The sequence below is a fragment of the Methylocystis sp. genome (genome assembly GCF_051061285.1).
In the GTDB taxonomy this organism is placed as follows: Bacteria; Pseudomonadota; Alphaproteobacteria; order Rhizobiales; family Beijerinckiaceae; genus Methylocystis.
This window is the reverse complement of sequence record NZ_JBPFEA010000006.1, coordinates 112,865-136,306: the sequence shown is the minus strand read 5'-3', so window position 1 is coordinate 136,306 and position 23,442 is coordinate 112,865. Positions and strand designations below refer to the sequence as shown.

General features: G+C 64.4%; 19 protein-coding genes. 11 read left to right on the top strand and 8 right to left on the bottom strand.

Going from position 1 to position 23,442, the window contains the following annotated elements; all coding sequences use genetic code 11:
- Positions 1–134: 134 nt before the first annotated feature.
- The 4 genes from ACR65T_RS01575 (at position 135) to ACR65T_RS01560 (ending at position 4,324) form a co-directional block, all read left to right on the top strand.
- Positions 135–2,102 carry a heme lyase CcmF/NrfE family subunit gene (locus ACR65T_RS01575; RefSeq protein ID WP_434494833.1) on the top strand — a complete coding sequence of 656 codons (1,968 nt, stop codon included), beginning with the start codon at positions 135–137 and terminating at the stop codon, positions 2,100–2,102.
- Between the two features lie 215 nt (positions 2,103–2,317).
- A complete protein-coding gene (locus tag ACR65T_RS01570) occupies positions 2,318–2,782 on the top strand; it encodes a cytochrome c-type biogenesis protein (RefSeq protein WP_434494832.1) in 465 nt (154 codons plus the stop codon).
- Between the two features lie 92 nt (positions 2,783–2,874).
- Positions 2,875–3,126 (top strand): zinc-finger domain-containing protein, encoded by a 252-nt coding sequence (locus tag ACR65T_RS01565; RefSeq protein ID WP_434494831.1) that lies wholly within the window; start codon positions 2,875–2,877, stop codon positions 3,124–3,126.
- Between the two features lie 13 nt (positions 3,127–3,139).
- Positions 3,140–4,324, top strand: a complete 1,185-nt coding sequence (locus tag ACR65T_RS01560; RefSeq protein WP_434494830.1) for an FAD-dependent monooxygenase — start codon at positions 3,140–3,142, stop codon at positions 4,322–4,324.
- A gap of 109 nt (positions 4,325–4,433) precedes the next feature.
- Here the strand turns inward: ACR65T_RS01560 and ACR65T_RS01555 are convergent, their stop codons facing one another.
- Positions 4,434–5,033 carry a TMEM175 family protein gene (locus ACR65T_RS01555; protein ID WP_434494829.1) on the bottom strand — a complete coding sequence of 200 codons (600 nt, stop codon included), beginning with the start codon at positions 5,031–5,033 and terminating at the stop codon, positions 4,434–4,436.
- A gap of 484 nt (positions 5,034–5,517) precedes the next feature.
- On the opposite strand from ACR65T_RS01555, the gene ACR65T_RS01550 reads away from it, so the two are divergent.
- Complete coding sequence (locus ACR65T_RS01550; RefSeq protein WP_434494828.1) at positions 5,518–6,141, top strand: transglutaminase-like cysteine peptidase; 624 nt, start codon at positions 5,518–5,520, stop codon at positions 6,139–6,141.
- 8 nt (positions 6,142–6,149) lie between these two features.
- Here ACR65T_RS01550 and ACR65T_RS01545 read toward each other — a convergent pair whose 3' ends face one another.
- Positions 6,150–6,680: a gamma carbonic anhydrase family protein gene (locus ACR65T_RS01545; protein ID WP_434494827.1), complete on the bottom strand. Its 531-nt coding sequence runs from the start codon at positions 6,678–6,680 to the stop codon at positions 6,150–6,152.
- A 213-nt stretch (positions 6,681–6,893) separates the two neighbouring features.
- Here ACR65T_RS01545 and ACR65T_RS01540 point away from each other — a divergent pair, with 213 nt between their 5' ends.
- The 3 genes from ACR65T_RS01540 to ACR65T_RS01530 are packed head-to-tail and all read left to right on the top strand — an operon-like array spanning position 6,894 to position 10,619.
- Entirely contained in the window at positions 6,894–8,612 is a 1,719-nt protein-coding gene (locus ACR65T_RS01540) for a heparinase II/III family protein (protein ID WP_434494826.1), read from the top strand.
- Between the two features lie 28 nt (positions 8,613–8,640).
- Complete coding sequence (gene purH / locus ACR65T_RS01535; RefSeq protein ID WP_434494825.1) at positions 8,641–10,233, top strand: bifunctional phosphoribosylaminoimidazolecarboxamide formyltransferase/IMP cyclohydrolase; 1,593 nt, start codon at positions 8,641–8,643, stop codon at positions 10,231–10,233.
- 56 nt (positions 10,234–10,289) lie between these two features.
- Positions 10,290–10,619, top strand: coding sequence for a cellulose-binding protein (locus ACR65T_RS01530; protein WP_434494824.1), 330 nt, complete (start codon positions 10,290–10,292; stop codon positions 10,617–10,619).
- Positions 10,620–10,703: 84 nt separating this feature from the next.
- On the opposite strand, the gene ACR65T_RS01525 is transcribed toward ACR65T_RS01530, so the two are convergent.
- The 3 genes from ACR65T_RS01525 to ptsP form a co-directional block, all read right to left on the bottom strand.
- Positions 10,704–10,967 carry a hypothetical protein gene (locus tag ACR65T_RS01525; RefSeq protein ID WP_434494823.1) on the bottom strand — a complete coding sequence of 88 codons (264 nt, stop codon included), beginning with the start codon at positions 10,965–10,967 and terminating at the stop codon, positions 10,704–10,706.
- A 121-nt stretch (positions 10,968–11,088) separates the two neighbouring features.
- The gene (gene prfA / locus ACR65T_RS01520) at positions 11,089–12,159 is read right to left on the bottom strand and encodes a peptide chain release factor 1 (protein ID WP_434494822.1); all 1,071 of its coding nucleotides are present in this window, start codon (positions 12,157–12,159) and stop codon (positions 11,089–11,091) included.
- 57 nt (positions 12,160–12,216) lie between these two features.
- The gene (gene ptsP, locus ACR65T_RS01515; protein ID WP_434494821.1) at positions 12,217–14,481 is read right to left on the bottom strand and encodes a phosphoenolpyruvate--protein phosphotransferase; all 2,265 of its coding nucleotides are present in this window, start codon (positions 14,479–14,481) and stop codon (positions 12,217–12,219) included.
- 319 nt (positions 14,482–14,800) lie between these two features.
- Between ptsP and ACR65T_RS01510 the strand changes: the two genes are divergently transcribed.
- The 3 genes from ACR65T_RS01510 to ligA are packed head-to-tail and all read left to right on the top strand — an operon-like array spanning position 14,801 to position 20,403.
- Positions 14,801–17,668 carry an EAL domain-containing protein gene (locus ACR65T_RS01510; RefSeq protein WP_434494820.1) on the top strand — a complete coding sequence of 956 codons (2,868 nt, stop codon included), beginning with the start codon at positions 14,801–14,803 and terminating at the stop codon, positions 17,666–17,668.
- 7 nt (positions 17,669–17,675) lie between these two features.
- Positions 17,676–18,269, top strand: a complete 594-nt coding sequence (locus ACR65T_RS01505) for a 2-hydroxychromene-2-carboxylate isomerase (protein WP_434494819.1) — start codon at positions 17,676–17,678, stop codon at positions 18,267–18,269.
- A gap of 40 nt (positions 18,270–18,309) precedes the next feature.
- Complete coding sequence (ligA, locus tag ACR65T_RS01500) at positions 18,310–20,403, top strand: NAD-dependent DNA ligase LigA (protein WP_434494818.1); 2,094 nt, start codon at positions 18,310–18,312, stop codon at positions 20,401–20,403.
- A gap of 159 nt (positions 20,404–20,562) precedes the next feature.
- Here ligA and ACR65T_RS01495 read toward each other — a convergent pair whose 3' ends face one another.
- From ACR65T_RS01495 to ACR65T_RS01485, 3 genes are read right to left on the bottom strand one after another with little or no spacing between them, the layout of a single operon-like run.
- Positions 20,563–21,210, bottom strand: coding sequence for a sterol desaturase family protein (locus ACR65T_RS01495; protein WP_434494817.1), 648 nt, complete (start codon positions 21,208–21,210; stop codon positions 20,563–20,565).
- A gap of 3 nt (positions 21,211–21,213) precedes the next feature.
- Positions 21,214–22,209 carry a fatty acid desaturase gene (locus ACR65T_RS01490; RefSeq protein WP_434494816.1) on the bottom strand — a complete coding sequence of 332 codons (996 nt, stop codon included), beginning with the start codon at positions 22,207–22,209 and terminating at the stop codon, positions 21,214–21,216.
- Complete coding sequence (locus ACR65T_RS01485; protein WP_434494815.1) at positions 22,206–23,414, bottom strand: hypothetical protein; 1,209 nt, start codon at positions 23,412–23,414, stop codon at positions 22,206–22,208. Before ACR65T_RS01485 ends, ACR65T_RS01490 begins: the two co-directional genes overlap by 4 nt.
- Positions 23,415–23,442: the final 28 nt, after the last annotated feature.

The following is a 23,442-nucleotide window of genomic DNA, read 5'->3' as shown; positions in this document are numbered from 1 at the left end:
CCGCGCAGTGGCCGGGTGAGGGGTTGCGGCGCTGAACATCAGGGCGGCGAAAGACGCCAAAGATTGTTACCCCTCACCCCGGTCCTGCGGACCGACCCTCTCCCGATGGGAGAGGGTATTCGCGCGAGCCTCGCATGATCGTTGAAACCGGACATTACGCGCTTGTTCTGGCGCTGGCGCTGGCGTTGGCGCAATTCGCCATCCCCTTCATCGGCGCTCGCTTGAATGACGCCGCGCTGATGCGCGTCGCGCGCCCTGCGGCGATCACGCAATTCCTGTTCGTCGCGCTCTCCTACGGCGCGCTGACCTACGCCCATGTCGTTTCCGATTTCTCGCTCGTCAATGTCATCGAGAATTCCCATTCGCTGAAGCCGTTCATCTATAAAATCTCCGGCGTCTGGGGAAACCACGAAGGCTCGATGCTTTTGTGGGTGCTCGTTCTCTCGCTATGCGGCGCGCTGATCGCAATTTTCTCGACGTCGATGGCCGACCGGCTGCGCGCCGACGCGCTCGCCGTGCAGGGCCTGCTCGGCGCGGCCTTTCTTCTTTTCATTCTGCTCACCTCAAATCCATTCGCGCGCGTCGCGCCGGCGCCGTGGGAGGGTCGCGACCTCAACCCGATCCTGCAGGACCCCGGCCTCGCGATCCATCCGCCGCTGCTCTATCTCGGCTATGTCGGCTTTTCGATCGTATTCTCCTTCGCCGCCGCCGCGCTCATCGGCGGGCGCATCGACGCCGGCTGGGCGCGGGTCATTCGCCCCTGGACTCTCTTCGCCTGGATCGCGCTGACGCTCGGCATCGCGATGGGGTCGTACTGGGCCTATTATACGCTCGGCTGGGGCGGCTTCTGGTTCTGGGACCCGGTCGAGAACGCCTCGCTGATGCCCTGGATCGCCGGCACCGCGCTCGTGCACAGCGCCGCCGTGATGGAAAAGCGCGAGGCGCTGAAGGTCTGGACGATCTTTCTCGCGATCCTCGCCTTCTCGCTCTCTCTGCTCGGCACGTTCCTCGTGCGCTCCGGCGTGCTCACCTCAGTGCATGCCTTCGCGAGCGATCCCGACCGCGGCGTGTTCATCCTCGCCATTCTGGTCTTCTTCATCGGCGGCGCGCTCGCGCTGTTTGCGCTGCGGGCCGGCGCGCTGCCCGTCGGCGGCCTGTTTTCGCCGATCTCGCGGGAAGGCGCGCTCGTCCTCAACAATCTGCTGCTTTCGGCGTGCTGCGCGACGGTGGTCGTCGGCACGCTCTATCCGCTGGCGCTCGAAGCGATCACCGGCGAGAAGATTTCGGTCGGCGCGCCTTTCTTCAACACCGTGCTGGTTCCGATCGCGCTGCCGCTCGCCTTGTTGATGCCGATCGGCCAGATGCTCTCCTGGAAGCGCGGCGATCTCGCCGCCGCCTTGCAGCGGCTGCGTATCGCCTTCGTTGTCGGCGTCGTTGCGACGGCCGCTTTCGGCGCCTGGTACGGAACGCCCTTCCTCTCCATCGTTACCGCCGGCATCGCGATCTATCTCGTCGTCGGCGCCTTGAGCGATCTTGCGCTGCGCGTGCGGGGGACCTCGGGGCGCGCGAGCTTGAAGCGGTTCGCCGGTCTGCCGCTGTCCGTCTTCGGCACGTCGATCGCTCATGCCGGCATGGGGTTGACGCTGCTTGGCCTCGCCGCGACCGGCTGGGGCGTCGAGACCATCGTCGCGATGAAGCCCGCGAGCTTCTATGACGTTGGTCCCTATCAGATCGGCATCGAATCTGTTTCGCCGCGCCAGGGACCGAATTATTCGGAAGTCTATGCGGTGATGGCGGTGCGCAAGGACGGCGCGACGCTCGCGACGATCGAACCGGCGAAGCGCTTCTATCAGGCGCGGCGCATGTCGCGCTCGGAGGCGGGCATCGTCACGCTCGGCCTCGGCCAGGTCTATGCCGCGATCGGCGAGTCGCATGAGGATGGAACGATCGACGCGCGGCTGTACTGGAAGCCGCTGGTGACGCTGATCTGGATCGGCGCGCTGGTCATGGCCTTGGGCGGCGCGCTGTCGCTCGCCGACCGGCGTCTGCGCATCGGCGTCGCCCGCCGCGCCGCTGCGCCAGCCCTGGAGCCGGCGGAATGAGCCGACTTTCAGCGAATGACGTAGGTTCGCGCGCCCCTCTCCCATCGGGAGAGGGTGGTCGCCGGAGGCGACCGGGTGAGGGGTATCCTATTCGCAAAATTTCGCGGCCGGTCGCACGAACCGTACAGGGTTTTGAAGAGCAGGGCGTAACCCCTCACCCGACCCGGCTTCGCCGGGCCACCCTCTCCCTCCGGGAGAGGGGGCGCGCCCCCATTTTGTTTATTGCGCTCTTCCTCTTGCCGCTCGCCGCCCACGCCGTCACGCCCGCCGAAAGGCTTGCCGATCCGGCGCTCGAAGCGCGGGCGCGGGCGATCACCACCGAGCTGCGCTGCCTCGTCTGCCAGAACCAGTCGATCGACGATTCCGACGCCTCGCTCGCCAAGGATTTGCGCGTGCTCGTGCGCGAAAAGCTCAAGGAGGGGATGAGCGACGCGCAGGTGCGCGAATTCGTCCATGCCCGCTATGGCGATTTCGTGCTGCTCCGCCCGCCGGTGAAGCCCGGCACGCTGCTGCTCTGGGCCGCGCCGCTGATCGCGCTACTCGCCGGCGCCGCCGCCATCTGGATGGCGGCGCGGCGACGCGCAGGCTTCCCCGCCGCGCCCGCCAAGGCGCTCAGTGAAGAAGAACGCGCGCGACTGAAAACTCTGGGCGTCTCGGACTTGGAACGGCCCAAGAGCTAAACCCCTGAGCTAAGCCCCTATCCAACGCACGCCCGCTGGATTATAGGGGCGGGACAGTTCCCGCCGCCCCGGCGCCTCTCAAGGAGCGGATCATGGCCCAGCATTACACGCCCCATTTCCACAATCAGCCCGGCGTCGCGCAGATCAGGATCGGGGCCAAGGAATTCATGTGCATCGGGGCGCTCCCGCCCTTCGACCATCCGCATGTCTATCTCGACATGGGCGCGGGCTCGGAGGCGATCTGCCCCTATTGCTCGACGCATTACGTCTACGAGCCGGCGCTGCGCGGCGGCGCCGACCCGGCCGAATGCGTCTATCGCATCTCTGAAGACACCGCCGTCTGATAGAAGATCGCGGGTGAACGCGCCGATCGTCATCGCCGGCGCAGGCATTGGCGGCCTCGCCGCGGCCCTGTCGCTGGCGCGCGCCGGCAAGCGCGCGCTGGTGCTCGAGCGCGCTGCTCGGATCGACGAGGTCGGCGCGGGACTGCAGATCGCGCCGAACGCCGGGCGCATCCTCGCCAAGCTCGGGCTCGAGCCCGCCCTCGGCGCCGTCGCTCTGGAGCCCGAGGCCATCAATATCCGCCGCGGGCGGGACGGCGCAGTTCTGGCGCGCCTTGACCTTTCCGCCGCAAGGACCCGCTGGGGCGCGCCGTTCCGGCTTTTCCACCGCGCCGATTTGCAGGGCGCGCTGCTGCAGGCGGCGCTGGACAATCCGCAGACTCATGTCCGCGCCGGCGCCCGCGTCGGCGATTTCGAAGCGACCGCCCGAGGCGTTCGCCTTCGCGTGCACACCCAGGACGGCGTCGAGGAAATCGAGGCGGCGGGCCTGATCGGCGCCGACGGCGTGCGCTCGAGCGTGCGCGGCCATCTCGTTCCGTCCGAGCGCGACGCGCCCGTCTATTCCGGCTGCGTCGCCTGGCGCGCGACTCTGCCCGCCGAGAGCGTTCCGGCGGCGCTGCGCGCGCGCGCGTCCAATCTCTGGCTGCTGCCGGGCGCCCATGTCGTGCATTATCCGCTGCGCGACGCCTCGCTGATCAACGCCGTCGTCATCATCGAAGCGCCGCCGGAGGCCGAGGACGCCGCGTCAAGCCTGTCGCTTGACGGCGCGGCGCTCGCGCGCCGACTCGCGCCGCGTAAATTCGCGGCAGAACTGCGCGACTTGATCGAAGCCGGCGCCTCTTGGCGGCATTGGCCTTTGTTCACGCGGCCGGCCCTGGAACACTGGACGCAGGGACCGGTGACGCTCCTCGGCGACGCCGCGCATCCGATGGTCCCCTTTCTGGCGCAGGGCGCGGCGCAGGCGATCGAAGACGCCGACGCTTTGGGGGAAGCCTTCATGCGATTGGGCGAGACGGTGGAAACCGCCTTCGCCGCCTATGAGGATGCGAGGCTTCCCCGCGCCGAGCGGGTCGTGCGCGTCTCGCGTCGCCAGGGCGGTTATTTCCATATGCGCGGACTGCCGGCCGCCGCCCGCAATCTTGCGATCCGCGCGCTCGGCGGAGGCGGCATGCAGGCGCGCAACGCCTGGCTTTACCGTTAGCGCAGGTTCCGAAAAAGTTGACAGACTTTTTCGATGAGAACCTGCTCCAACATTTTGATTTTGAGCGATTCCCTATCGATTACATGATTCCATGTGATCGGGAAGCGCTCTACCGTTCGGCTTCGCTTCGTTGCTTCTCGGTGAGAATGCGCTCGATTCTCGGATCTGGCGCAAGCCACATCAACGCCACGAGCACGTAAATCGCCAGCGAAATTCGCGGATCGATGAACGTCAGCCCGATGGCGAGAAGATAAAACAGCACCGAGACCTTGCCTTTGACGTCAACGCCGAGCGCGCGCGCGAGCGTCGACTCGGGTCCGTGCGTCTTCAGAAGCATTCGGCTGAGGATGAAATAGGCGATCGCCGGCGCCAGCAGCGCTGCGCCATAGACCGCGACCGTCGCTCCAGCAAAATGGTTCTCCGCCATCCAGGCGCTGGCGAAGGGAATGAGAGACAGCCAGAACAGCAAATGGACATTGGCCCACAGCACCCGGCCTGTCACATGCGACGAGGCCTGCAGCAGGTGATGGTGATTGTTCCAGTAGATTGCGATATAGGCGAAACTCAAAACATAGCTGAAAAAGACCGGGGCGAGCTGCGCGAGCGCCGCGAAGCTCGCTTCATGCGGCGGCTTCAGTTCGAGCACCATGATCGTGATGATGATCGCAATGACGCCGTCGCTGAAGGCTTCAAGCCGCTGCTTCTCCAAGATCCGCTCCAAGGCCGATTGTTCTTTTCGACGCTATACGCATTCGCGCGGGAATGCGCTCGCCCGCTTCCTGCTCGCCAACTGGGCGTCAGCCGGTCTCGTGACGGTCCCATTCCTCGGCCAGCGCGTAAACCTCTGTGACGAATTTGCGCTTCCACGAAGGCGCGCCGTCACACGCGCTAAAAAAATTTTCGCGCCGAGCGGGCGCGTTAACCGCCAGCACGGTCGTATATTAACCGGCGTTCCTCGAAGCTTAAGTGTGGTTTGCCGGAAGGGCCGGAAACGAGACGCCAGGCGGCTAAAAATGTGTTGCAGTTCAGTGTGATAGGAGATCACATCAAATTTTATGCATTCCCATAAGACGAAATTATACTTACCAACGACGCAGGAAAATCTGAACGCATTCGGATAAAATGCGGCTGAAATACTTTCATCGACAGCAAAACAAGAAAACTAACCTCGCCTCATGTCACGGAGGCGGGTTATGTTGGGCATCGTTAGCAAGGCGGTTGTGGCTCTCGGGATGGCGGGCGCGGCGCTTGTCGCCGTCAATGCAAAAAGTTTCGCTGGACCCGAAACCGCGACCTTCGCCACGCTCGGCCCCGAAACAAGCGTGCCTTACGGCTGGGTGGACTTCTGCCAGCGCTACCGGGGCGAATGCCAGAACGAGGAAACCGCGCCGCAGGATGTCGAACTCACCGCCGCCGTTTACCGCAAGATCGCGCGCATCAACGCCTGGGTGAATGAGAATATCGACCCGATCGCCGACGCCGAGCACTGGGGCGCGGTCGATCAGTGGGATTATCCCAGCGACGGCAAAGGCGACTGCGAGGATTTCGCGCTCTTAAAGCGCCGCATGCTGATCGAGGAAGGCTTTCCCCGGCAGGCGCTGCTGCTCACGGTGGTGAAGGAGAAGAACGGCGACGGCCATTCGGTCCTGACGGTCAAGACCAATCGCGGCGAATTCGTGCTCGACAATCTTTCCAACGAGATGCGGCCCTGGACGCGCGTTCCCTATCGCTTCGTCAAGCGTCAGTCGCAGCAAAATCAGAACGCCTGGGTGGCGATCAGCCCGGCGACCAGCGCCCCGCTGTATGTGTCGCGGTGAGGCCGCTTTCAGCCGATCAGCGTCAGCCCGCTCGCGTAGCGTTGGCCGTTCTCCACATAATGTTTCGCCGAGTCGAGATGACGGTCGCGGGCCGCTTCGTCGAGCGTGCGGATCGCCTTGGCGGGCGAGCCGACGATCAGCGAAAAGTCCGGGAATTCCTTGCCTTCGGTGACCAGCGCATTGGCGCCGACGAGGCAGTTCGCGCCGATCTTCGCGCCATTGAGGATTGTCGCGCCCATGCCGATCAACGTCGCTTCGCCGATGATGCAGCTATGCAGAATGACGCCATGGCCGATCGTGCAGTCCGGCCCGATCACGAGCGGAAAGCCCATGTCGGTGTGGAGAACGCTGTTTTCCTGAATATTGGTGCGGGCGCCGACCGTGATCCACTCATTGTCGCCACGCAGCACGCAGCCGAACCAGACATTGGCGTCCTCCTCCAGCGCGACGCGGCCGATGACGTGCGCGCCTGGAGCCACGAAGAACCGGCCGGGGGCCGGTAGGCGCGGCGCGATTCCGTCGATCGTATAAAGCGGCATGGGCGAAGCCTCCTAAAAAAAGAGGCGCGACATTGCCATTTTCCCCCTTTCGCATGCAATGGCGTAGCGCCAAAGCCGGCGCGATCTCATTCGGAAGTCACGGAAATTTGGACTATAAGCGGACGGCGGGGTTTGATATTGCCGGTCGGCGCGTTGCCGGTGGGGATCTATCGCGCGAAAGCCGCTGTCGGAGGACGCCCACTGAGCGCCATCATGTTGCGGGATCGGGTTCGGCTGGCGAGCGTTTCCGCGGCGCGGGCGGCGGGGGCCTTCGCGCGAGGCGCCGCCGCGCCCTATCACCTCATGAAGTCGATGGCGATCGCGCCGCCGGAGCGGCTGCGCATCGCGCCTCCCGACATCAGAACCACCGATTCGACCGTCGCCGACCAGATTTACGCCGGCTATTTCTCCTTCGACGGCAAAACCGTACAGGCGCGGGGCGTATCGCCTTTTCTGATCGCCGCGCCTTCCGAATGCTGGCGGCGCTCCCTCGCAGGCTTCTCCTGGCTGCGGCATTTGCAGGCCTCGGACAACAGGGTGGCCTTGGCCACTGCGCAGGAGCTTGTCGCGGATTTTCTTTCGCTTCCGAAAATGCCGGCTGACGATCCGGCGATGGAGCCTGCCGTCGTCGCGCGGCGCCTCCTCTCATTTCTCTCGCAGTCGCCGACGCTGCTCGACGGCGCCGACGTCGATTTTTATGACGCGTTCATGCTGGCGCTCGCGCGCAACGCCCGGCTGTTGTGGCGGGCGCTGGCCGGCGATGGCGCGCGCGGCGCCGATCGCGCCTTCTGCGCCATCGCGCTTGCCGAATTCGCCGTTTGCGCCGACACCGGCCGCAAAATCGCCCCGCATGTGTCGCGCGCGCTCAGTGCGGAGCTCGACCGCCAGATCCTCATCGATGGCGGCCATGTCAGCCGCAATCCGCAGGTCGCGGTCGACCTGTTGCTCGACCTGTTGCCGTTGCGGCAGGTGATTGCGGCGCGCGGCCTGCAAACGCCGTCCGCCGTCCTGCGCGCCATCGACCGGATGATGCCGATGCTGCGGATGCTGCAGCATGGCGACGGATCGCTGGCGCTGTTCAACGGCATGGGCGCGACGGCGCTGGACCGGCTGGCGAGCGCGCTCGCCCACGAGGACACGCGCGGCGCGCCGCCCGTCAACGCCCCATACGCCGGTTATCAGCGCATGGAGGCTGGCGACGCGCTCGTCCTCGTCGACGCCGGCGGGCCGCCGCCTTTCGAATTTTCCCTATGCGCGCACGCGGGCTGCCTGTCTTTCGAATATTCGCTTGGAATCGAGCGGGTCGTCGTCAATTGCGGCGCTCCCTCGGCGCCGCATCTCGACGCCCGTGAACTGGCGCGCGCCACCGCCGCGCATTCGACGCTCGTCCTCGGCGACCGCTCCAGCGCCCGCATCGCGCCGCAGAGCGCGCCGCGCCGGCGCGCCGGGCGCGTTCTTGGCGGCCCGCGCAACACCGAGGTCGAGCGCCGCCGTCTCGACGGCGAGACGACGCTCCTTTTGTCGCATGACGGCTATGTGCGCGATTTCGGCCTTGTCCATCAGCGCGAACTGACCCTTCCGGCCGATGGCGCCGCTCTCCTGGGCGTCGATCGGCTCATCGCTGCGGAGCGCGGCGGAAGTCATGCGCCAGCGAGCGATTTCGCCCTGCGCTTTCACATTCATCCGCGCGTGCGCATCGCGCCGAACGCCGACGGCGCAATCGAGCTCACGCTCGCCGATGGCGAACTCCTCATCTTTGAAGCGCAAGACCTGACGCCCGAAATCGAAGACAGTATTTTTTTCGCCGCGCCCGGCGGCGCGCGCAAATGCGCCCAAATCATTGTGCGAGGGGCGGCGGCTCCTGGGGCCGAGATCGCTTGGAGCTTCCGGCGGCGCGCCGGCGAGCAGGTTCCTCCCGGCGGCAAGGTATGATAAGCGCGGCGCGAGTTAGGAGTATGCAATGCCCGTCGATTTGCGCCGTGTGGCGCGCGCGCTGATTTCCGTTTCCGACAAAACCGGCCTTGTCGAGTTTGCGCGCGTTCTGGCGACGCATGGCGTGGAGCTTGTCTCCACCGGCGGCACGCGCAAAGCGCTCGCCGAGGCGGGTCTTGCGGTTCGCGATGTGGCCGATCTCACGCAGTTTCCGGAGATGATGGACGGAAGGCTGAAGACTCTGCATCCCAAGGTGCATGGCGGCCTTCTGGCGATCCGCGAGAATCCCGAACATGAAGCGGCGATGCTTGCGCATGACATCCGGCCGATCGATCTGCTCGTCGTCAATCTCTACCCTTTCGAGTCAGCGCTTGCGAAAGGCGCCCCGTTCGAAGAATGCGTCGAAAACATCGACATTGGCGGGCCGGCGATGATCCGCGCCGCGTCGAAGAATCACGACGACGTCGCCGTCGTCGTCGATTCCGATGATTACGCGATGCTCGTCGAGGAGCTCGCGACGACGAAGGGCGCAACGCGGCTCGCGACGCGTCGGCGGCTCGCGCAGAAGGCGTTCGCGCGCACCGCCGCCTATGACGCCGCGATCTCCAATTGGCTCGCGCAGCAGATCGGCGAAGCCTCGCCGCCGCTACGCGCCTTCGGCGGACGACTCGCCGAGCCGATGCGCTACGGCGAAAACCCGCATCAATCCGCGGGCTTCTATCTCACCGGCGAGAAGCGGCCGGGCGTCGCCACGGCGCGCCAGATTCAGGGCAAACAGCTCTCTTACAACAACGTCAATGATACCGACGCAGCCTTCGAATGCGTCGCGGAATTCGATCCGACGCGCACCGCGGCCGTCGTCATCGTCAAACACGCCAATCCTTGCGGCGTCGCCGAAGGCGCGACTGTTGTCGAAGCCTACGCCAAGGCGCTGCGCTGCGATCCGATGTCCGCCTTCGGCGGCATCGTCGCGCTCAATCGCAAGCTCGACGCCGACGCGGCGCGCGAGATCGTCAAGATTTTCACTGAGGTGATCATCGCGCCAGACGCCGACGAAGAGTCGATTTCGATCATCGGCGCCAAGAAGAATCTGCGTCTGCTGTTGACCGGCGGCGTTCCAGATGCGCGCGCGGCCGGCTTGACCTATCGCTCAGTTTCGGGCGGCTTTCTTGCGCAATCGCGCGACAGCGCCGTCGTCGATGAGATGAATCTGCGAGTTGTGACGAAGCGCCAGCCGACGGCCGAGGAGCTCGCGGATCTCAAATTCGCTTTCCGCGTCGTGAAACACGTCAAGTCGAACGCTATCGTCTACGCGAAGGGAGCCGCCACGGTAGGAATCGGCGCCGGACAAATGTCACGCGTCGACTCATCGCGCATCGCCGCGCATAAGGCGCAAGAGGCCGCGCGCGCGGCGGGGTCAACGACAAGTCTCGCGGAAGGGGCCGTCGTCGCTTCCGATGCTTTCTTTCCCTTCGCCGACGGATTGCTGGCTGCGGCGGAGGCAGGCGTGACGGCCGTCATCCAGCCCGGCGGCTCTATGAATGATAAGGACGTGATCGCCGCGGCGGACGCGCAGGGTCTCGCCATGGTTTTCACCGGCGTGCGCCACTTCCGACACTAGCAATACGGCGGGCGATCCAGCTAGAGTGGTCGCTTGACGCGAAACGGAGTTCGAAAATGCGTAAGTCTTTGACAATGGCGTTGGGCCTCGCGTTGATTTGCGCGCTTGCTTCGAGCGACGCCCTGGCGAAATCGAAACAACGCGCGCCCGTCGCGACAGGGCAGGTCACCGCGACGCAGGGCGATGATTTTCCGATTCCTCTGCCGCATAATCTGACGACCGGCAAAGACTGGCTCGACGACGGCGCGGCGCCGGACGCGGCGAAGGGAAATCTGCAGCCCAATCGTTACGCCAACGACAATTACTTCTTGGAGCAGCAGGATTTCTCGCTGCAAGATCCGCAGCGCTACAATGAAATCGGTCAGTATTTCGATTACGGCTGGTGAGCGGCGCGCGCTTGACATGAAAAGGCCGGCGTGGGCCGGCCCCTTCCTGACGATTGGAATTCTGACGATTGAATATTGGCCGCGTCAGCACATCGGCACGGCGCGGTAGCCGATGACATAGCCGCGGCGGCTATAGATCGGCTCGCGAACGTAATCGCAATCCGGCTCGCTCGCGGCCGCCGCCGCCACTGCGCCTAACGCGAGCGCGCCGCCCACGGCGAAAGGCGCCCAGCCATAGCCGTGATGATGCCACTTGGACCAGGCCAACGCCGGCGTGGCGCTCGCGACCGCCCCCAACATGACGCTGGCGGCAAGGCTCGTAGAGATGATCTTTTTCAACGTGGACATGAGGTTCTCCTCGGCGTTCTCACTCGTCATTTGGCGAGTAGCCGCACTCTAGCGAGAGCCTCCCACGACGTTCGTGCGTCGGCGCACAGGACGCATGCGCACGTTATTTGACGGCGCGCGTCTACGCCTCGCTCTGCGCGAGGAGTTTTTGCTGATGATCGGTCGTCAGCGCGTCGATGATCTCGTCGAATTCGCCTTCCATCACGCGGTCGAGCTTATAGAGCGTGAGATTGATGCGATGATCGGTGACGCGCCCCTGCGGGAAATTATAGGTGCGGATACGCTCGGAGCGATCGCCTGAGCCGACCTGCTGCTTGCGATCGTCCGAGCGCTCCTTGTCGAGGCGCTGTCGTTCGGCGTCATAGAGACGCGAGCGAAGAACGTTCATCGCCTTGGCTCTGTTGCGATGCTGGGAGCGCTCCTCCTGCATCATCACCACGATGCCGGATGGGATATGGGTGATGCGGATGGCCGACTCGGTCTTGTTGACGTGCTGGCCGCCGGCGCCTTGCGCGCGCATCGTATCGATCTGCAAATCCTTCTCGTCGATGTCGACGTCAACGTCCTCGGCCTGCGGCAGCACGGCGACTGTCGCGGCCGACGTGTGGATGCGACCCTGCGTCTCGGTTTCCGGGACGCGCTGGACGCGGTGCACGCCCGACTCGAATTTCAGCCGGCCATAGACTCCGCGACCGATGATCTCGGCGACGACTTCCTTGAATCCGCCAAGCTGGCCAGGGCTTTCGGACACGATCTCAATGCGCCAGCCCTTGAGCGCCGCATATCTCTGATAGGCGCGGAAGAGATCGCCGCCAAAAAGCGCCGCCTCGTCGCCGCCCGTGCCGGCGCGCACTTCGAGAATGACGCCTTTCTCATCTGCTTCGTCCTTCGGCAGCAGCGCCAGTTTCAGCGCGCTTTCCGCCGCAGCGAGTCGTTCGTGCGCGGCCTCCGTCTCGCTTTCAGCCAGCGCGCGCATTTCGGCGTCGAGCGAGGCGTCAGCGAGCATGGCGGAAAGATCGTTGGATTCCTTCTGCGCCGCGCGATAGGCGCGAATCCTGTCGACGACCGCGTCGAGCGTCGCGCGTTCGCGCGAGAGCGCGACGAACGCCTGCCCGTCGGCGCCGACGGCGAGCTTGTCGCCGATCTCGTCGTAGCGGCGCAGAATGAGGTCGAGCTTGTCTTGAGCGAACATGAAGAGGAGGCTTCCCGAGCAATGGTGACGTCGACGGCGAGAAGAAAAGGGGGCTCGCTACAAGGGCACGCCGCGCGCGATCGCATAATCGCGCAATTGCTCCCGCACCGAAGCGCTGCCGTCGTCGGACGCGAGCAGCGAGGCGAGATACATCTGCGTCTCTTCGAGATTGAGACTGAGGATCATCGACTTGACCGGTCCGATGGCGGAAGCCGCCATCGACAACGAGCGGTAGCCGATGCCGAGCAGCGCCAGCGCCTCAAGCGGGCGGCCGCCCATCTCGCCGCAGAGCGTCACCGGCGCATTGTGCCGCGCGCCCGCCGTGACGATGCGCTCGAGCGCGCGCAGCACCGGCCGCGAGAGATTGTCATAGCGCTTCGAAACGCGCGTGTTGTCGCGATCGGCCGCATACATGTATTGCACCAGATCGTTCGATCCGACCGACAGAAAATCCGCGCGCTCGGCGATAAGATCGATTTCCCACAAGAGCGATGGCACTTCCACCATCGCGCCGAGCTCCAGGCGTTTCGGCGGCGGATGGCGATGATGCGTGATGTGGTCGAGTTCCCGCAGCGCGATCGCTTTCGCCGCGTCAAATTCGGCGACATTGGCGATCATCGGAAACATGATGCGCAGATCGCGATGGGCGCCCGCCTTCAACATCGCGCGCAGCTGCATGCGCAAAAGCCCCGGCCTGTCGAGGCCGATGCGGATGGCGCGCCAACCGAGGGCAGGATTCTCCTCTTCGATCTTCGCCATGTAGGGAAGGATCTTGTCGGAGCCGATGTCGAGCGTGCGAAACGTGATCGGCTTATCCGGCGCGGCGTCGAGCACGGCTTTGTAGAAGCGATATTGCTCGTCCATGCGCGGAAAGCGCGGCGCGAGCATGAATTGCAGCTCGGTGCGGAAGAGTCCGATCGAATTCGCGCCGGTCTCACGCAGATGCGGCATGTCGATCGCGAGGCCGGCGTTCATGTGCAGCCCGATTTCGACGCCGTCCTTGGTGACCGCCGGCACGTCGCGCAGCTTGGCGTATTGCTCCTGACGCCGGGCCCGCAGCCGCGCCTTTTCAGCATAAGCGCTCTGCACGTCGGGCTGCGGCCGGACATGCACTTCGCCGGTGGTGCCGTCGACGATGATCGGATCGCCGGTTTCGACGATGTCGATCAGGCCGGCGACGAGCCCCACGGTGGCGACGCCAAGCGCGCGCGCGACAATGGCGACGTGGCTCGTCGGCCCGCCTTCCTCCAGCACGAGCCCGCGCAGCCGCTTGGGGTCATAGTCGAGAAGCGCCGCCGGCCCCATGTTGCGCGCCACGATGATGGCGTTTTCCGGCACGCTGTCGCGATCGGCGACGTAGCTCTGACCCGTCAGCTGATGCAGCAGCCGGTTGGCGATATCGTCGAGATCGTGCAGGCGGTCGCGCAGATAGGGATCGGTCTGACGCTGCATGCGCGCGCGCGCGTCGTTCTGGACGCGCTCGACCGCCGCCTCCGCCGTCAGCCCGGTCATCACCGCTTCGCGCAGGCGGCGCACCCAGCCGCGGTCATAGGCGACCATGCGCACGGTTTCGAGCACGTCGCGCGGCTCGCCGGCGGCGATGCGGTCGCTATGCGCGACGAGCTCGTCGATCGATTGGCGCATCGCGTCGATCGCATGTTCGAGCCTTGCGAGTTCAGAGGGCATGTCCTCGGCGACGAGCTGCTTGATGACGACGCGCGGCTCGTGCAGCAGCACATGGCCGAGGCCGACGCCTTCCGCCATCGGCGCGCCTTTCAGCGACGCCGGGCGATAAAGCGCGAGATCGCGCGGGTCTTCGATCGCCTGCAATTCGCCCGAGGCGATCAGCTCGGCGAGCAGCATCGCCGTCGTCTGCAGCGCCTCGATCTCTTCTTCCGAATAGACGCGGCGCACCTTGTTCTGCACGACAAGCACGCCGAGCGTGTTGCCGCCGCGTAGGATCGGCACGCCAAGGAAGGAGTGATAGGCGTCTTCGCCCGTCTCGGGCTTGTAGGAGAAGGAGGGATGCTCCTGCGCCTCGGAGAGGGCGAGAGGCTCGGCGCTCTTGGCGATCAGGCCGACAAGTCCTTCGCCCGCGTGCATCGTGGTGAGATGCACGGCCTCGCGGTTAAGGCCCTCCGTGGCGTAAAGCTCCAAGCGCTGGTCGGCGCGCAGCACATAAACGGAACAAACCTCGGCGACCATATTCGCGGCGATCTGCACCACGATCTTGTCGAGCCGCGCCTGCGCGCTCACCGGTTCCGCGCTGATTTCGCGGAGGCGGCGCAGCAGAAGGCGAGGGCCGCCGAGAGCGCTTCGCATCCAATCCGTTCCTGTTTTCCCAGAACTTCGCGGGTGTGCACACCGCAAAAAAACCGCCATGCGCCTGCAGATTGCGACGGTGGCCTTCATGCAGCGTATATTGGCGCCGTCCGCGCTCCGCAAGCGCGGCCAAGAAGCGCAGCAACGCAAGGAACATACCGTTATTGCAAAGCTTGGCGAATCGGCTTGCCGGCAGGGCTCGAAGCCTCTACCACTTTCCGATCAGAGTCTGGCGATGACAGCCCGCCCACGCGCTTGGCCCCCGCCATCGGCCGCGCCAGACGCGTTCTCCGAGCCTGCGGCATCGAGAAGAGAATTCGTGCGTCTGAAAAAATACCTGATTGCGCTCTTTTTGTTCGTCCTCTCCGCTCAGGCCGTCGCCATGGAGTCGGTGCGGGTGCCGCAAGGCGCGCGGGCGATCGATCTCACCAATGTCATCGAGAAACATTCCTCGCAGGGCGACCGGCTGCAGGTCTCGACCGCGCCCGGCTCAGACGGCATCGTCCGCCGTATCGAAGTCGGCGCCAAGGAGGCTGGCAGCCAGCCCAACTGGATCGTTTTCGCGCTCACCAACGACACGGATGAGCAGATCGAGCGCCTGATCGTCGCCCCGCATTATCGGCTGCAGGGCTCGGGCGTCATCTGGCCCGATCTCGGCTCGACGCGCATTACGGCGATCACGGCCAGCCAGGGCTTTCCGCCCGAGGCCGAAGACGCGTCGGACGCCGACGTTTTCCGGCTGACGCTCGACCCCGGGACCACGGTCACCTATGTCGCGGAGCTGCGCACGCCCAACCTGCCGCAGCTCTATTTGTGGGAGCCCGCGGCCTATAAGGACAAGGTGACGAGCCTGACGCTCTACAAGGGCATCGTCATCGGCATCGCCGGCTTGCTCGCGCTGTTTCTGACCATCGTCTTCGTGGTGAAAGGCGCCGTCATTTTCCCGGCGGCGGCGGCGCTCGCCTGGGCGGTGCTGGCCTATGTGTGCATCGATTTCGGCTTTTGGGACAAGATTTTCGGCTTTGACGCCAACGCCAACCGCATCTGGCGCGCCGGCGCCGAGACGGTTCTCTCGGCGACGCTCGTCGTCTTCCTTTTCGCCTATCTGAACCTCAACCGCTGGCATGTGCGCGCCTGGCACGTCGCCGCCCTGTGGCTGCTGATCCTGTTGGACCTCGTCGGCCTGGCGGTGTTCGACGCGCCCGTCGCCGCTGGCGTCGCGCGCATCTCGCTGGCGACGGCCGCCGTCGTCGGCTTCGTGCTGATTCTCTATCTCGCGACGCATGGCTTCGATCGGGCCATTATGCTGATCCCGACATGGTTCCTGCTGGCCGTGTGGGTGGCGACGGCGGGATTTGCGGTCGCCGGTTGGATCACCAACGACCTTGTCTCTCCGGCGCTCGTCGGCGGCCTGGTGCTCATCGTGATGCTGATCGGTTTCACGGTGATGCAAAACGCCTTCGCGGCCGGCGGGCTGTCGCATGGCGCCATCAGCGACGTCGAGCGCAAGGCCCTCGCGCTCACCGGCGCGAATGAGATCGTGTTCGACTGGGACGTGCCCTCGGATCACATCTATGTCAGCCCGGAAGCGGAAGCCGCCCTCGGGCTCGACCGCGGCGGGCTCGAGGGCGCCGCTTCCTCCTGGCTCGATCTGCTGCATCCCTTCGAGCAGGACCGCTATCGCGCCTGCCTCGACGCCATCCTGGAGCAGCGGCGCGGCCGCATCAATCAGGACTTCCGCCTGCGCGCCGCGGACGGCCACTATCTCTGCTACCGGCTGCGGGCGCGGCCCGTCGTCGGCCCCGACGGCGAGGTGATCCGCGTCGTCGGCACGCTCAATGACGTGACCGACGAGCGCAACGCCCAGGAACGGCTGCTGCACGACGCCGTGCATGACAATCTCACGGGCCTGCCGAACCGCGAACTCTTCTTCGACCGGCTGGAGGCCGCCCTGATTTTCGCGCGCATGGAAAAGGACGTGCGCCCGACGATCCTCGTCATCGACATCGACCGCTTCAAACAGATCAATGAGCAGGTCGGCATGGCCATGGGCGACAGCATTCTGCTCACCGTGGCGCATCGCCTGACGAGGCTGCTGCAGCCTCAAGACACGCTGGCGCGACTTTCCGGCGATACATTCGCGATCATCCTGGTCTCGGAGTCGCACGCCGACCATGTCATCTCCATCGCCGATTCGGTGCGCCGCTCGCTGTCTATTCCGGTGCGCTTCACCGACCGGGAGATCGCGCTGTTCGCCTCGATCGGCATCGCGCTCTACGACCAGCAGACGCATCCCGGCGCCGGCGACATGCTGGAAGACGCCCAGATCGCGATGCGCCACGCCAAGCGCTCGGGCGGCAACCGCATCGAAGTGTTCCGCCCGGCCATGCGCGCGCAGCGCTCCGACCGGCTGACGCTCGAGGCCGATCTGCGGCGGGCGCTGGAGCGCAGCGAGATCAAAGTATTTTTTCAGCCGATCGTCAGGCTCGAGGATCGCACCATCGCCGGGTTCGAGGCCTTGCTGCGGTGGGACCATCTGCGCCTGGGTCGGCTCGAGCCTTCCGAATTCTTGCCCATCGCCGAGCAGACGGGGCTGATCGTCGATCTCGGACTTTTGGCGTTGGAGCGCACGGCGCGCGAACTCGCGGCCTGGCAGCGCGCGCTTGCGGTCGATCCGCCGATTTTCGCCTCCGTCAATGTCTCGTCGCGCCAGCTCTTGCGTCACGACCTCCTGCGCGACGTCAAAAGCGTGTTGATGCGCAATGATATCGCCAAAGGCAGCTTGAAACTCGAACTGACCGAGAGCCTGGTGATGGAGAATCCCGAATATGCCGCGCAGATGCTGGCGCGCATCAAGGAACTCGGCGCGGGGCTATCGCTCGACGATTTCGGCGCCGGTTATTCGTCGCTCGCCTATTTGCAGCGCTTCCCCTTCGACACGATCAAGATCGATCGTTCCTTCATCAAGCAGTCCGGCAAGGGCGCGCGCCCCATCATTCTGCGCTCGATCATCGCGCTGGCGCAGGATCTCGGCATGGACGTCGTCGCCGAGGGCGCGGAGACCGAGCAGGACGCGATCGAGCTTTATCAACTCGGCTGCGGCTTCGCGCAGGGCTACGCCTTTGGGCGCCCGATCAGCGCGCGGGATGCGCGCCGCCTCGTCGGAGCCGCCCCGGAAGCGGCATAGGGCGACGATGGCGGAGAAAATCGAGTTCTGGTTCGAATTCGCAAGCACATATTCTTATGTCGCCGCGGAAGAGATCGAGGAAAAGGCCGCCGCCGCTCGCATCGAGGTGGTGTGGCGACCCTTTCTTCTCGGGCCGATCTTCGCCGAGCAGGGCTGGCGGGATTCACCGTTTAATCTCTTTCCGGCAAAAGGCGCCTATATGTGGCGCGACATCGAACGTATCTGCCAGAGCAAGGGCATTGCGTGGCGCCGGCCAAGCGCCTTTCCGCGCAACGGCCTTTTGGCCGCTCGAATCGCAACCGCGTTGGATGGGGCGGAGAAGCTTGCTGCTTTCGTTCGGGCCGTTTATCGCGCCAATTTTTCCGATGACCTCGACATCTCGGACCCCTCCGTTCTGAAGGAAATTTTACGGGGTCTCTCGCTCGACGCGGAGGCGACTCTTAACCGCGCCAATGACGAGTCCGTAAAGCGATTGCTCAGAACGCGCACGGATGAGGCCAAGAGTCGGGGCGTGTTCGGCGCGCCGAGCTTTTTTGCAAAGGAGGAACTATTCTGGGGTAGCGATCGATTAGAACTCGCTCTTTCAGCCCTGAAAGAATAAGCGCCGCCTGGCGCGCCCTATCGACCGGATAGTCTAGCATATGGCCAACTCGCCTCCCGAGCCTTCCCTTTCTGAAGCGCGCGCCGAACATGCGCGGCTGCATGAAGAAATCACGGCGCATGATCGCCGCTATTACCGGGAAGACGCGCCGACGATCTCCGACGCCGACTATGACGCCCTGCGCCGTCGCTACGAGGAATTGGAAAAGGCGTTCCCCGAACTCGCGACCCCGCAGTCGCTGACGAAGGCAGTCGGCGCCAAGCCGTCGGAAAAATTCGCCAAAGTGAAGCACGCCGTGCCGATGCTTTCGCTCGGCAACGTCTTCTCGGACGAAGAGGTCCTGGAATTCGTCGCGCGCGTGCGCCGTTTTCTCGGCCTGGGTGAAAGCCTACTGCGCTTCACCTTTGAGCCGAAGATCGACGGGCTGTCATGTTCGCTGCGCTACGAGAAAGGCCATCTCGTGCAGGCGGCGACGCGCGGCGACGGTTATGAGGGCGAAGACGTCACCGCCAATGTTCGAACGATCGACGAGATCCCGCAGCGGCTGCGGGGCGATCATTCCGACGTTTTTGAAGTGCGGGGCGAAGTCTATATGACGCATAAGGATTTTGCCGCGCTCAACGTGCGGCAAAAGGAGTCGGGCAAGACTCTCTTCGCTAATCCGCGCAACGCCGCCGCTGGTTCTCTGCGACAGCTCGATCCGAAGATCACTGCATCACGGCCGCTGCATTTCTTCGCCTATGGTTGGGGCGAGACGTCCGCGCTGCCCGCGAAGACGCAAATCGGCGTGCTTGAGGCGTTGCGCGGATACGGGCTGCCGGTCAATCCGCTGACGACTCTCTGCGAGCGCGCGGAAGACATGCTGTCGCACTACCGTTCGATCGAAACGCAACGCGCGACGCTCGGCTATGACATCGACGGCGTCGTTTACAAGGTCGACGACATCGCGCTGCAGGAGCGGCTTGGATTTGTCTCGCGCGCCCCGCGCTGGGCGGTGGCGCGCAAGTTCCCCGCCGAACGCGCCACGACAATTTTGCGCGACATCGAAATTCAGGTCGGTCGCACGGGCGCGCTGACGCCGGTCGCAAGGCTCGAACCCGTCACGGTCGGCGGCGTCGTCGTGCAGAACGCGACGCTGCACAATGAGGACGAGATCGCGCGCAAGGATATTCGCATCGGCGATACGGTGGTCGTGCAGCGCGCGGGCGACGTCATTCCGCAGATCGTCGCCGTGGTGACGGAGAAGCGCCCGCACGGCGCGGAGCCTTACAATTTCCCCCACGTCTGCCCGCGCTGCGGCTCGGCGGCGCTGCGCGAAATCGATGCAAAGACCGGCGAAGCGGATGTCGTGCGCCGCTGCACGGGTTCGCTCGTCTGTCCCGCGCAGGCGGTCGAACGCTTGAAACATTTCGCCTCGCGCAACGCCATGGACATTGAAGGGCTCGGCGACAAGCAGATCGAGTTTTTCTACGATGAAGGTCTGATCAAAACCGCTTCCGACATTTTTGCGCTTCCCGAACGCGAAGCGCAGATGTCGCCGCGACTGGCGGAGCGCGAGGGCTATGGCGAAACCTCGGTGCGCAACCTCTTCGCGGCGATCGAGGCGCGCCGAAGCGTTCCGATCAATCGCTTCATCTTTGCGCTCGGGATGCGCCATGTCGGCGAGACCAATGCCCGCCGGCTGGCGCGCCATTTCGACGATTTCGAGTCGTTGCGCGAGACGGCGCGCGATGCGGCGCCCGGCAGCGAGGCGCGCGCCCGCATCGATTCAATCGACGGCGTCGGACCCGTCGTCGCCGAGGCGCTGCATGATTTTTTCGCCGAGCCGCATAATGAGCGCGAGCTCGACGCGCTTCTCAAACACATCACGCTGGAGCCGATGCCGGCGGTCGCGTCCACGTCGCCCGTCGCCGGCAAGACGGTGGTCTTCACCGGTTCTCTCGAACGCCTCACGCGCGACGAAGCCAAGGCGCAGGCCGAGCGTTTCGGCGCGCATGTCGCGGCGTCGGTGTCGAAGAAAACCGATCTCGTGGTCGCCGGTCCTGGCGCAGGCTCGAAGCTCAAAAAGGCGGCGGAGCTGGGGATCGAGGTGATCAGCGAAGACGAGTGGTTTGCGCGGACGGGGCAGGGGTGAGCCTGGGGAGCTCGGAAGGGCGGCCTCGTCCTTCGAGACGCGAGCTTCGCTCGCTCCTCAGGATGAGGCCTAACCGATTGCAGCGAAAAAGCCCCTCATGCTGAGGAGCCTGCGCAGCAGGCGTCTCGAAGCACGAGGGGCGTCCCGTCAATTCTCTTGTCACACCGCGCGCGTGCCGGGCGTCTCATCCTTCCGATAGGCGGTGCCGAACACATAGTCCCACCAGATCGCGTGAACGCCGAAGCCTTTCTCGGCGTCGCGGAAATGATGCAGCATGTGCAGGCGCTTCACTAAGCGGCCAAATTCCGATTTCGGCTGCCCGTGATGCGTCCAGTAGTGCACGCAATCATAGATCACATAGCCGGTGATGAAGCCGGCGAGCGCCGGCCACGCGAATGTCGCGCCAAAGAGCACGCGGGCGCAGACGAGCGCGATCAGCATGATCGGCGCCGAGAGCAGCGGCGGCATGACGAGCCGCAGCGGATCGTTGGGATAGATGTGATGCACGCCGTGAATGAGGAACTGGAAGCGCGGCCCCAGGCCGAAGGGCAGGGCGAACACGGTGTGGAAGAGATAGCGGTGGCCGAAATATTCGGTGAGCGTCCAGCCGAGATAGCCGACGACGAGGCCAAGCACGACCAGCGTCACGCTGTTGAGCGTGAGGGAATAGATCAGCAGGCCGAGAATGATCGGGCAATAGACGATCACCGGCGTCAAATGGTGCACGCGCGACAGCTTGTCGAGGAGATCGCTCTCGAAGAGGCGGGGCGAAGCGTCGAGCGCTTCCGTTCTTGCGTCCTGAGACATGGGCTACTCCGCCGGCGCGACGATGGGGGCATCGCGCCCCGCCGCCTGCGTCACATTTTCCGACCGCGTGCCGAGCGAATAGGTCGGATCGAAGATGAAGGTGACGAGCAGCGCCACCCAGGAGCGATGGCAACGCAGATCGTCATAGAACTCCGGCGCCATCGCCTTTAGCTCCGGCAAACGGTTCCACGGGATCTCGTGAAAATCGTGGTGCTCATTGTGATAGCCGATGTTGAGCGCGAGCGTATTGAGCGGCCCGTAATAGTCGAACGTGCCCTGGTCGGGGCCGAAGGCGAAATGCTCCTGCAGCCAGCGCGCGCTCAAGGGATGCAGCCCGCCGACCGAGAACCAGAAGGAAAAGAAAAGATAGAGCAGGGCGTTCGGCCCAAAGGCCCAGAGCACGAAAAGATCGAAGACGGCGATGACGGCGGTATTGATATAGGTCCAGGTTCCCCAGATCGGCACCGTGCCCTTGAGACGCGACAGGCGCGCAAGCTGGATCGCGGGGAAGAAGAAGAGCCAAGCGGCCTTGCGCCAGGCGCTGTTGCCGACCCATTCGACCTCCCAGCGACTCGGAATGTCGGCGTCATAGTCATAGGCCGACAGATGCGAATGATGCTTGATGTGATAGCAGCGAAAGCCCATCGCCGTCGGAAAGGCGTTGGGAAGATCGGCGAGGATCGCGGTCCATTTATTGGCGAGCGGGCTCGCGAAGACGCAATTGTGGATGGCGTCGTGGATGATGACGAAATTGGCGTGATTGGCGAAGGCGCCAACGCAGATCGCCATCAAGAGCGACAGCCACCAGTAGGAGAGGCCGAGCGAACCCAGGATCGCGGCGATGACGAGCTGAAGGGCGAAAATCGCCGCTGTGATCTTGAAGGTCACCGGGTCCTTGCCGAAAAGCTGGCGCACTTGCGGATATTTTTCGAGGATCAACTTGCGCCGTTCGACATGCGAGCGGTCAGCGCCATTGGCGGTGACGGATATGCCATTCATGACGTTGCATCCTGTAGCTGAGTTGCCGTGACGCCGTCGCGCATACGCATCGCCTCGCCGCCGACCGTGAGGCGCTTTTCATAGATGCGGTGAATCTTGTCGACCTTGCCGCCGAACATTTCGATCGGCCGGCGCATGTCGGCGTTGCTTTCCAACACCCAGCCCGCTTCGAGATGCGGAACGCGGATTTTCGCGTGGCGCCGCCGCATCTCTTCGACGAGCGACAGGAAGATCGCGCCGCCGGTCGCGCTTCGTTGCAGAGTCTTGCGCGTGCCAAGCAGCAACAGCCGCGCCGACTTGAACTGATGCGAGCGGAACCGCTTAAACGCGCGCGCCCAGCCAAAGGGGAGCAGGCGGCCGTCGAGATCGGCCAAAATTTCGTTGAGATTGGGAAGCGCGATCGCGAATGACTGCGGAACGCCGTCAAGCTCGACGACGATGCCGAAATCCGCCGGCACGAGAAATTGCAACGCGTCGGCGTCGGAGTCGAATTCTTCCTTGGTGAAGGGCACGAAGCCCCAATTTCCACTCCAGCCGTCGTTGAACAGCTCGGCCATCAGCGCGGTTTCGCCCCGCTTCAAGGCCTTCATGTTCAACGGCCTGAGCTTCAAGCGATCGCGCCATTCGCGCCGCGTTGAAATGCGCGCCGGCTTGTCGCTCTCGTCGCTCGAAATGTCGAATCGGTAGGACAAGAGGTCCTGCGCCTTCTCATACCCCAGCGCCTCGATATGGCGCGAGAGATAGGGCGGATGCCAGGGCATGAAAAACATCGGCGTCGCGTCGAAGCCATCGACAAGAAGTCCGCACTCCTTGTTGACCGACGGCGAGAACGGTCCGTTGATCCGCTCCGCGCCCTTGGCGCGCAGCCAGTCCTCGGCGGCCTGGGTCAGCGCGCGCACGACCTCGATGTCGTCGATGGCGTCGAGCGCGCCGAACTGCGCATTGGACGCGCCGACCGGCGTGACGCCGGGCTTATAGATCTGCGCCATGACGCGGCCAACCCATTGGCCGTCGCGGCGGGCGAGAAATTTCTGCTCTTCGACGAGCTTGTAATGCGGGTTGAGCTTATGGGCGAAGACGCTCCAGCGCTCGACGTCGAGCGGCGGCGCGAAGCCTTGCGCGCCGGCATAGAGCAATCGCGGCAGCCTGCAGAAGGTCGCAAAGCGAAAGGGGCCGTCGACCGGAAGAATCTCGATCCGCGCCATGATGCTAGTCCTAGCGGCAAGTCGGCAT

Excerpts from the sequence above, each read along its gene's own strand:
- ACR65T_RS01575 (WP_434494833.1), top strand. The coding sequence starts at position 135 with ATGATCGTTGAAACCGGACATTACGCGCTTGTTCTGGCGCTGGCGCTG.
- ACR65T_RS01565 (WP_434494831.1), top strand. The coding sequence starts at position 2,875 with ATGGCCCAGCATTACACGCCCCATTTCCACAATCAGCCCGGCGTCGCG.
- ACR65T_RS01550 (WP_434494828.1), top strand. The coding sequence starts at position 5,518 with ATGTTGGGCATCGTTAGCAAGGCGGTTGTGGCTCTCGGGATGGCGGGC.
- ACR65T_RS01545 (WP_434494827.1), bottom strand. The coding sequence starts at position 6,680 with ATGCCGCTTTATACGATCGACGGAATCGCGCCGCGCCTACCGGCCCCC.
- ACR65T_RS01540 (WP_434494826.1), top strand. The coding sequence starts at position 6,894 with ATGTTGCGGGATCGGGTTCGGCTGGCGAGCGTTTCCGCGGCGCGGGCG.
- purH (WP_434494825.1), top strand. The coding sequence starts at position 8,641 with ATGCCCGTCGATTTGCGCCGTGTGGCGCGCGCGCTGATTTCCGTTTCC.
- ACR65T_RS01530 (WP_434494824.1), top strand. The coding sequence starts at position 10,290 with ATGCGTAAGTCTTTGACAATGGCGTTGGGCCTCGCGTTGATTTGCGCG.
- ACR65T_RS01525 (WP_434494823.1), bottom strand. The coding sequence starts at position 10,967 with ATGTCCACGTTGAAAAAGATCATCTCTACGAGCCTTGCCGCCAGCGTC.
- prfA (WP_434494822.1), bottom strand. The coding sequence starts at position 12,159 with ATGTTCGCTCAAGACAAGCTCGACCTCATTCTGCGCCGCTACGACGAG.
- ptsP (WP_434494821.1), bottom strand. The coding sequence starts at position 14,481 with ATGCGAAGCGCTCTCGGCGGCCCTCGCCTTCTGCTGCGCCGCCTCCGC.
- ACR65T_RS01505 (WP_434494819.1), top strand. The coding sequence starts at position 17,676 with ATGGCGGAGAAAATCGAGTTCTGGTTCGAATTCGCAAGCACATATTCT.
- ligA (WP_434494818.1), top strand. The coding sequence starts at position 18,310 with ATGGCCAACTCGCCTCCCGAGCCTTCCCTTTCTGAAGCGCGCGCCGAA.
- ACR65T_RS01495 (WP_434494817.1), bottom strand. The coding sequence starts at position 21,210 with ATGTCTCAGGACGCAAGAACGGAAGCGCTCGACGCTTCGCCCCGCCTC.
- ACR65T_RS01490 (WP_434494816.1), bottom strand. The coding sequence starts at position 22,209 with ATGAATGGCATATCCGTCACCGCCAATGGCGCTGACCGCTCGCATGTC.
- ACR65T_RS01485 (WP_434494815.1), bottom strand. The coding sequence starts at position 23,414 with ATGGCGCGGATCGAGATTCTTCCGGTCGACGGCCCCTTTCGCTTTGCG.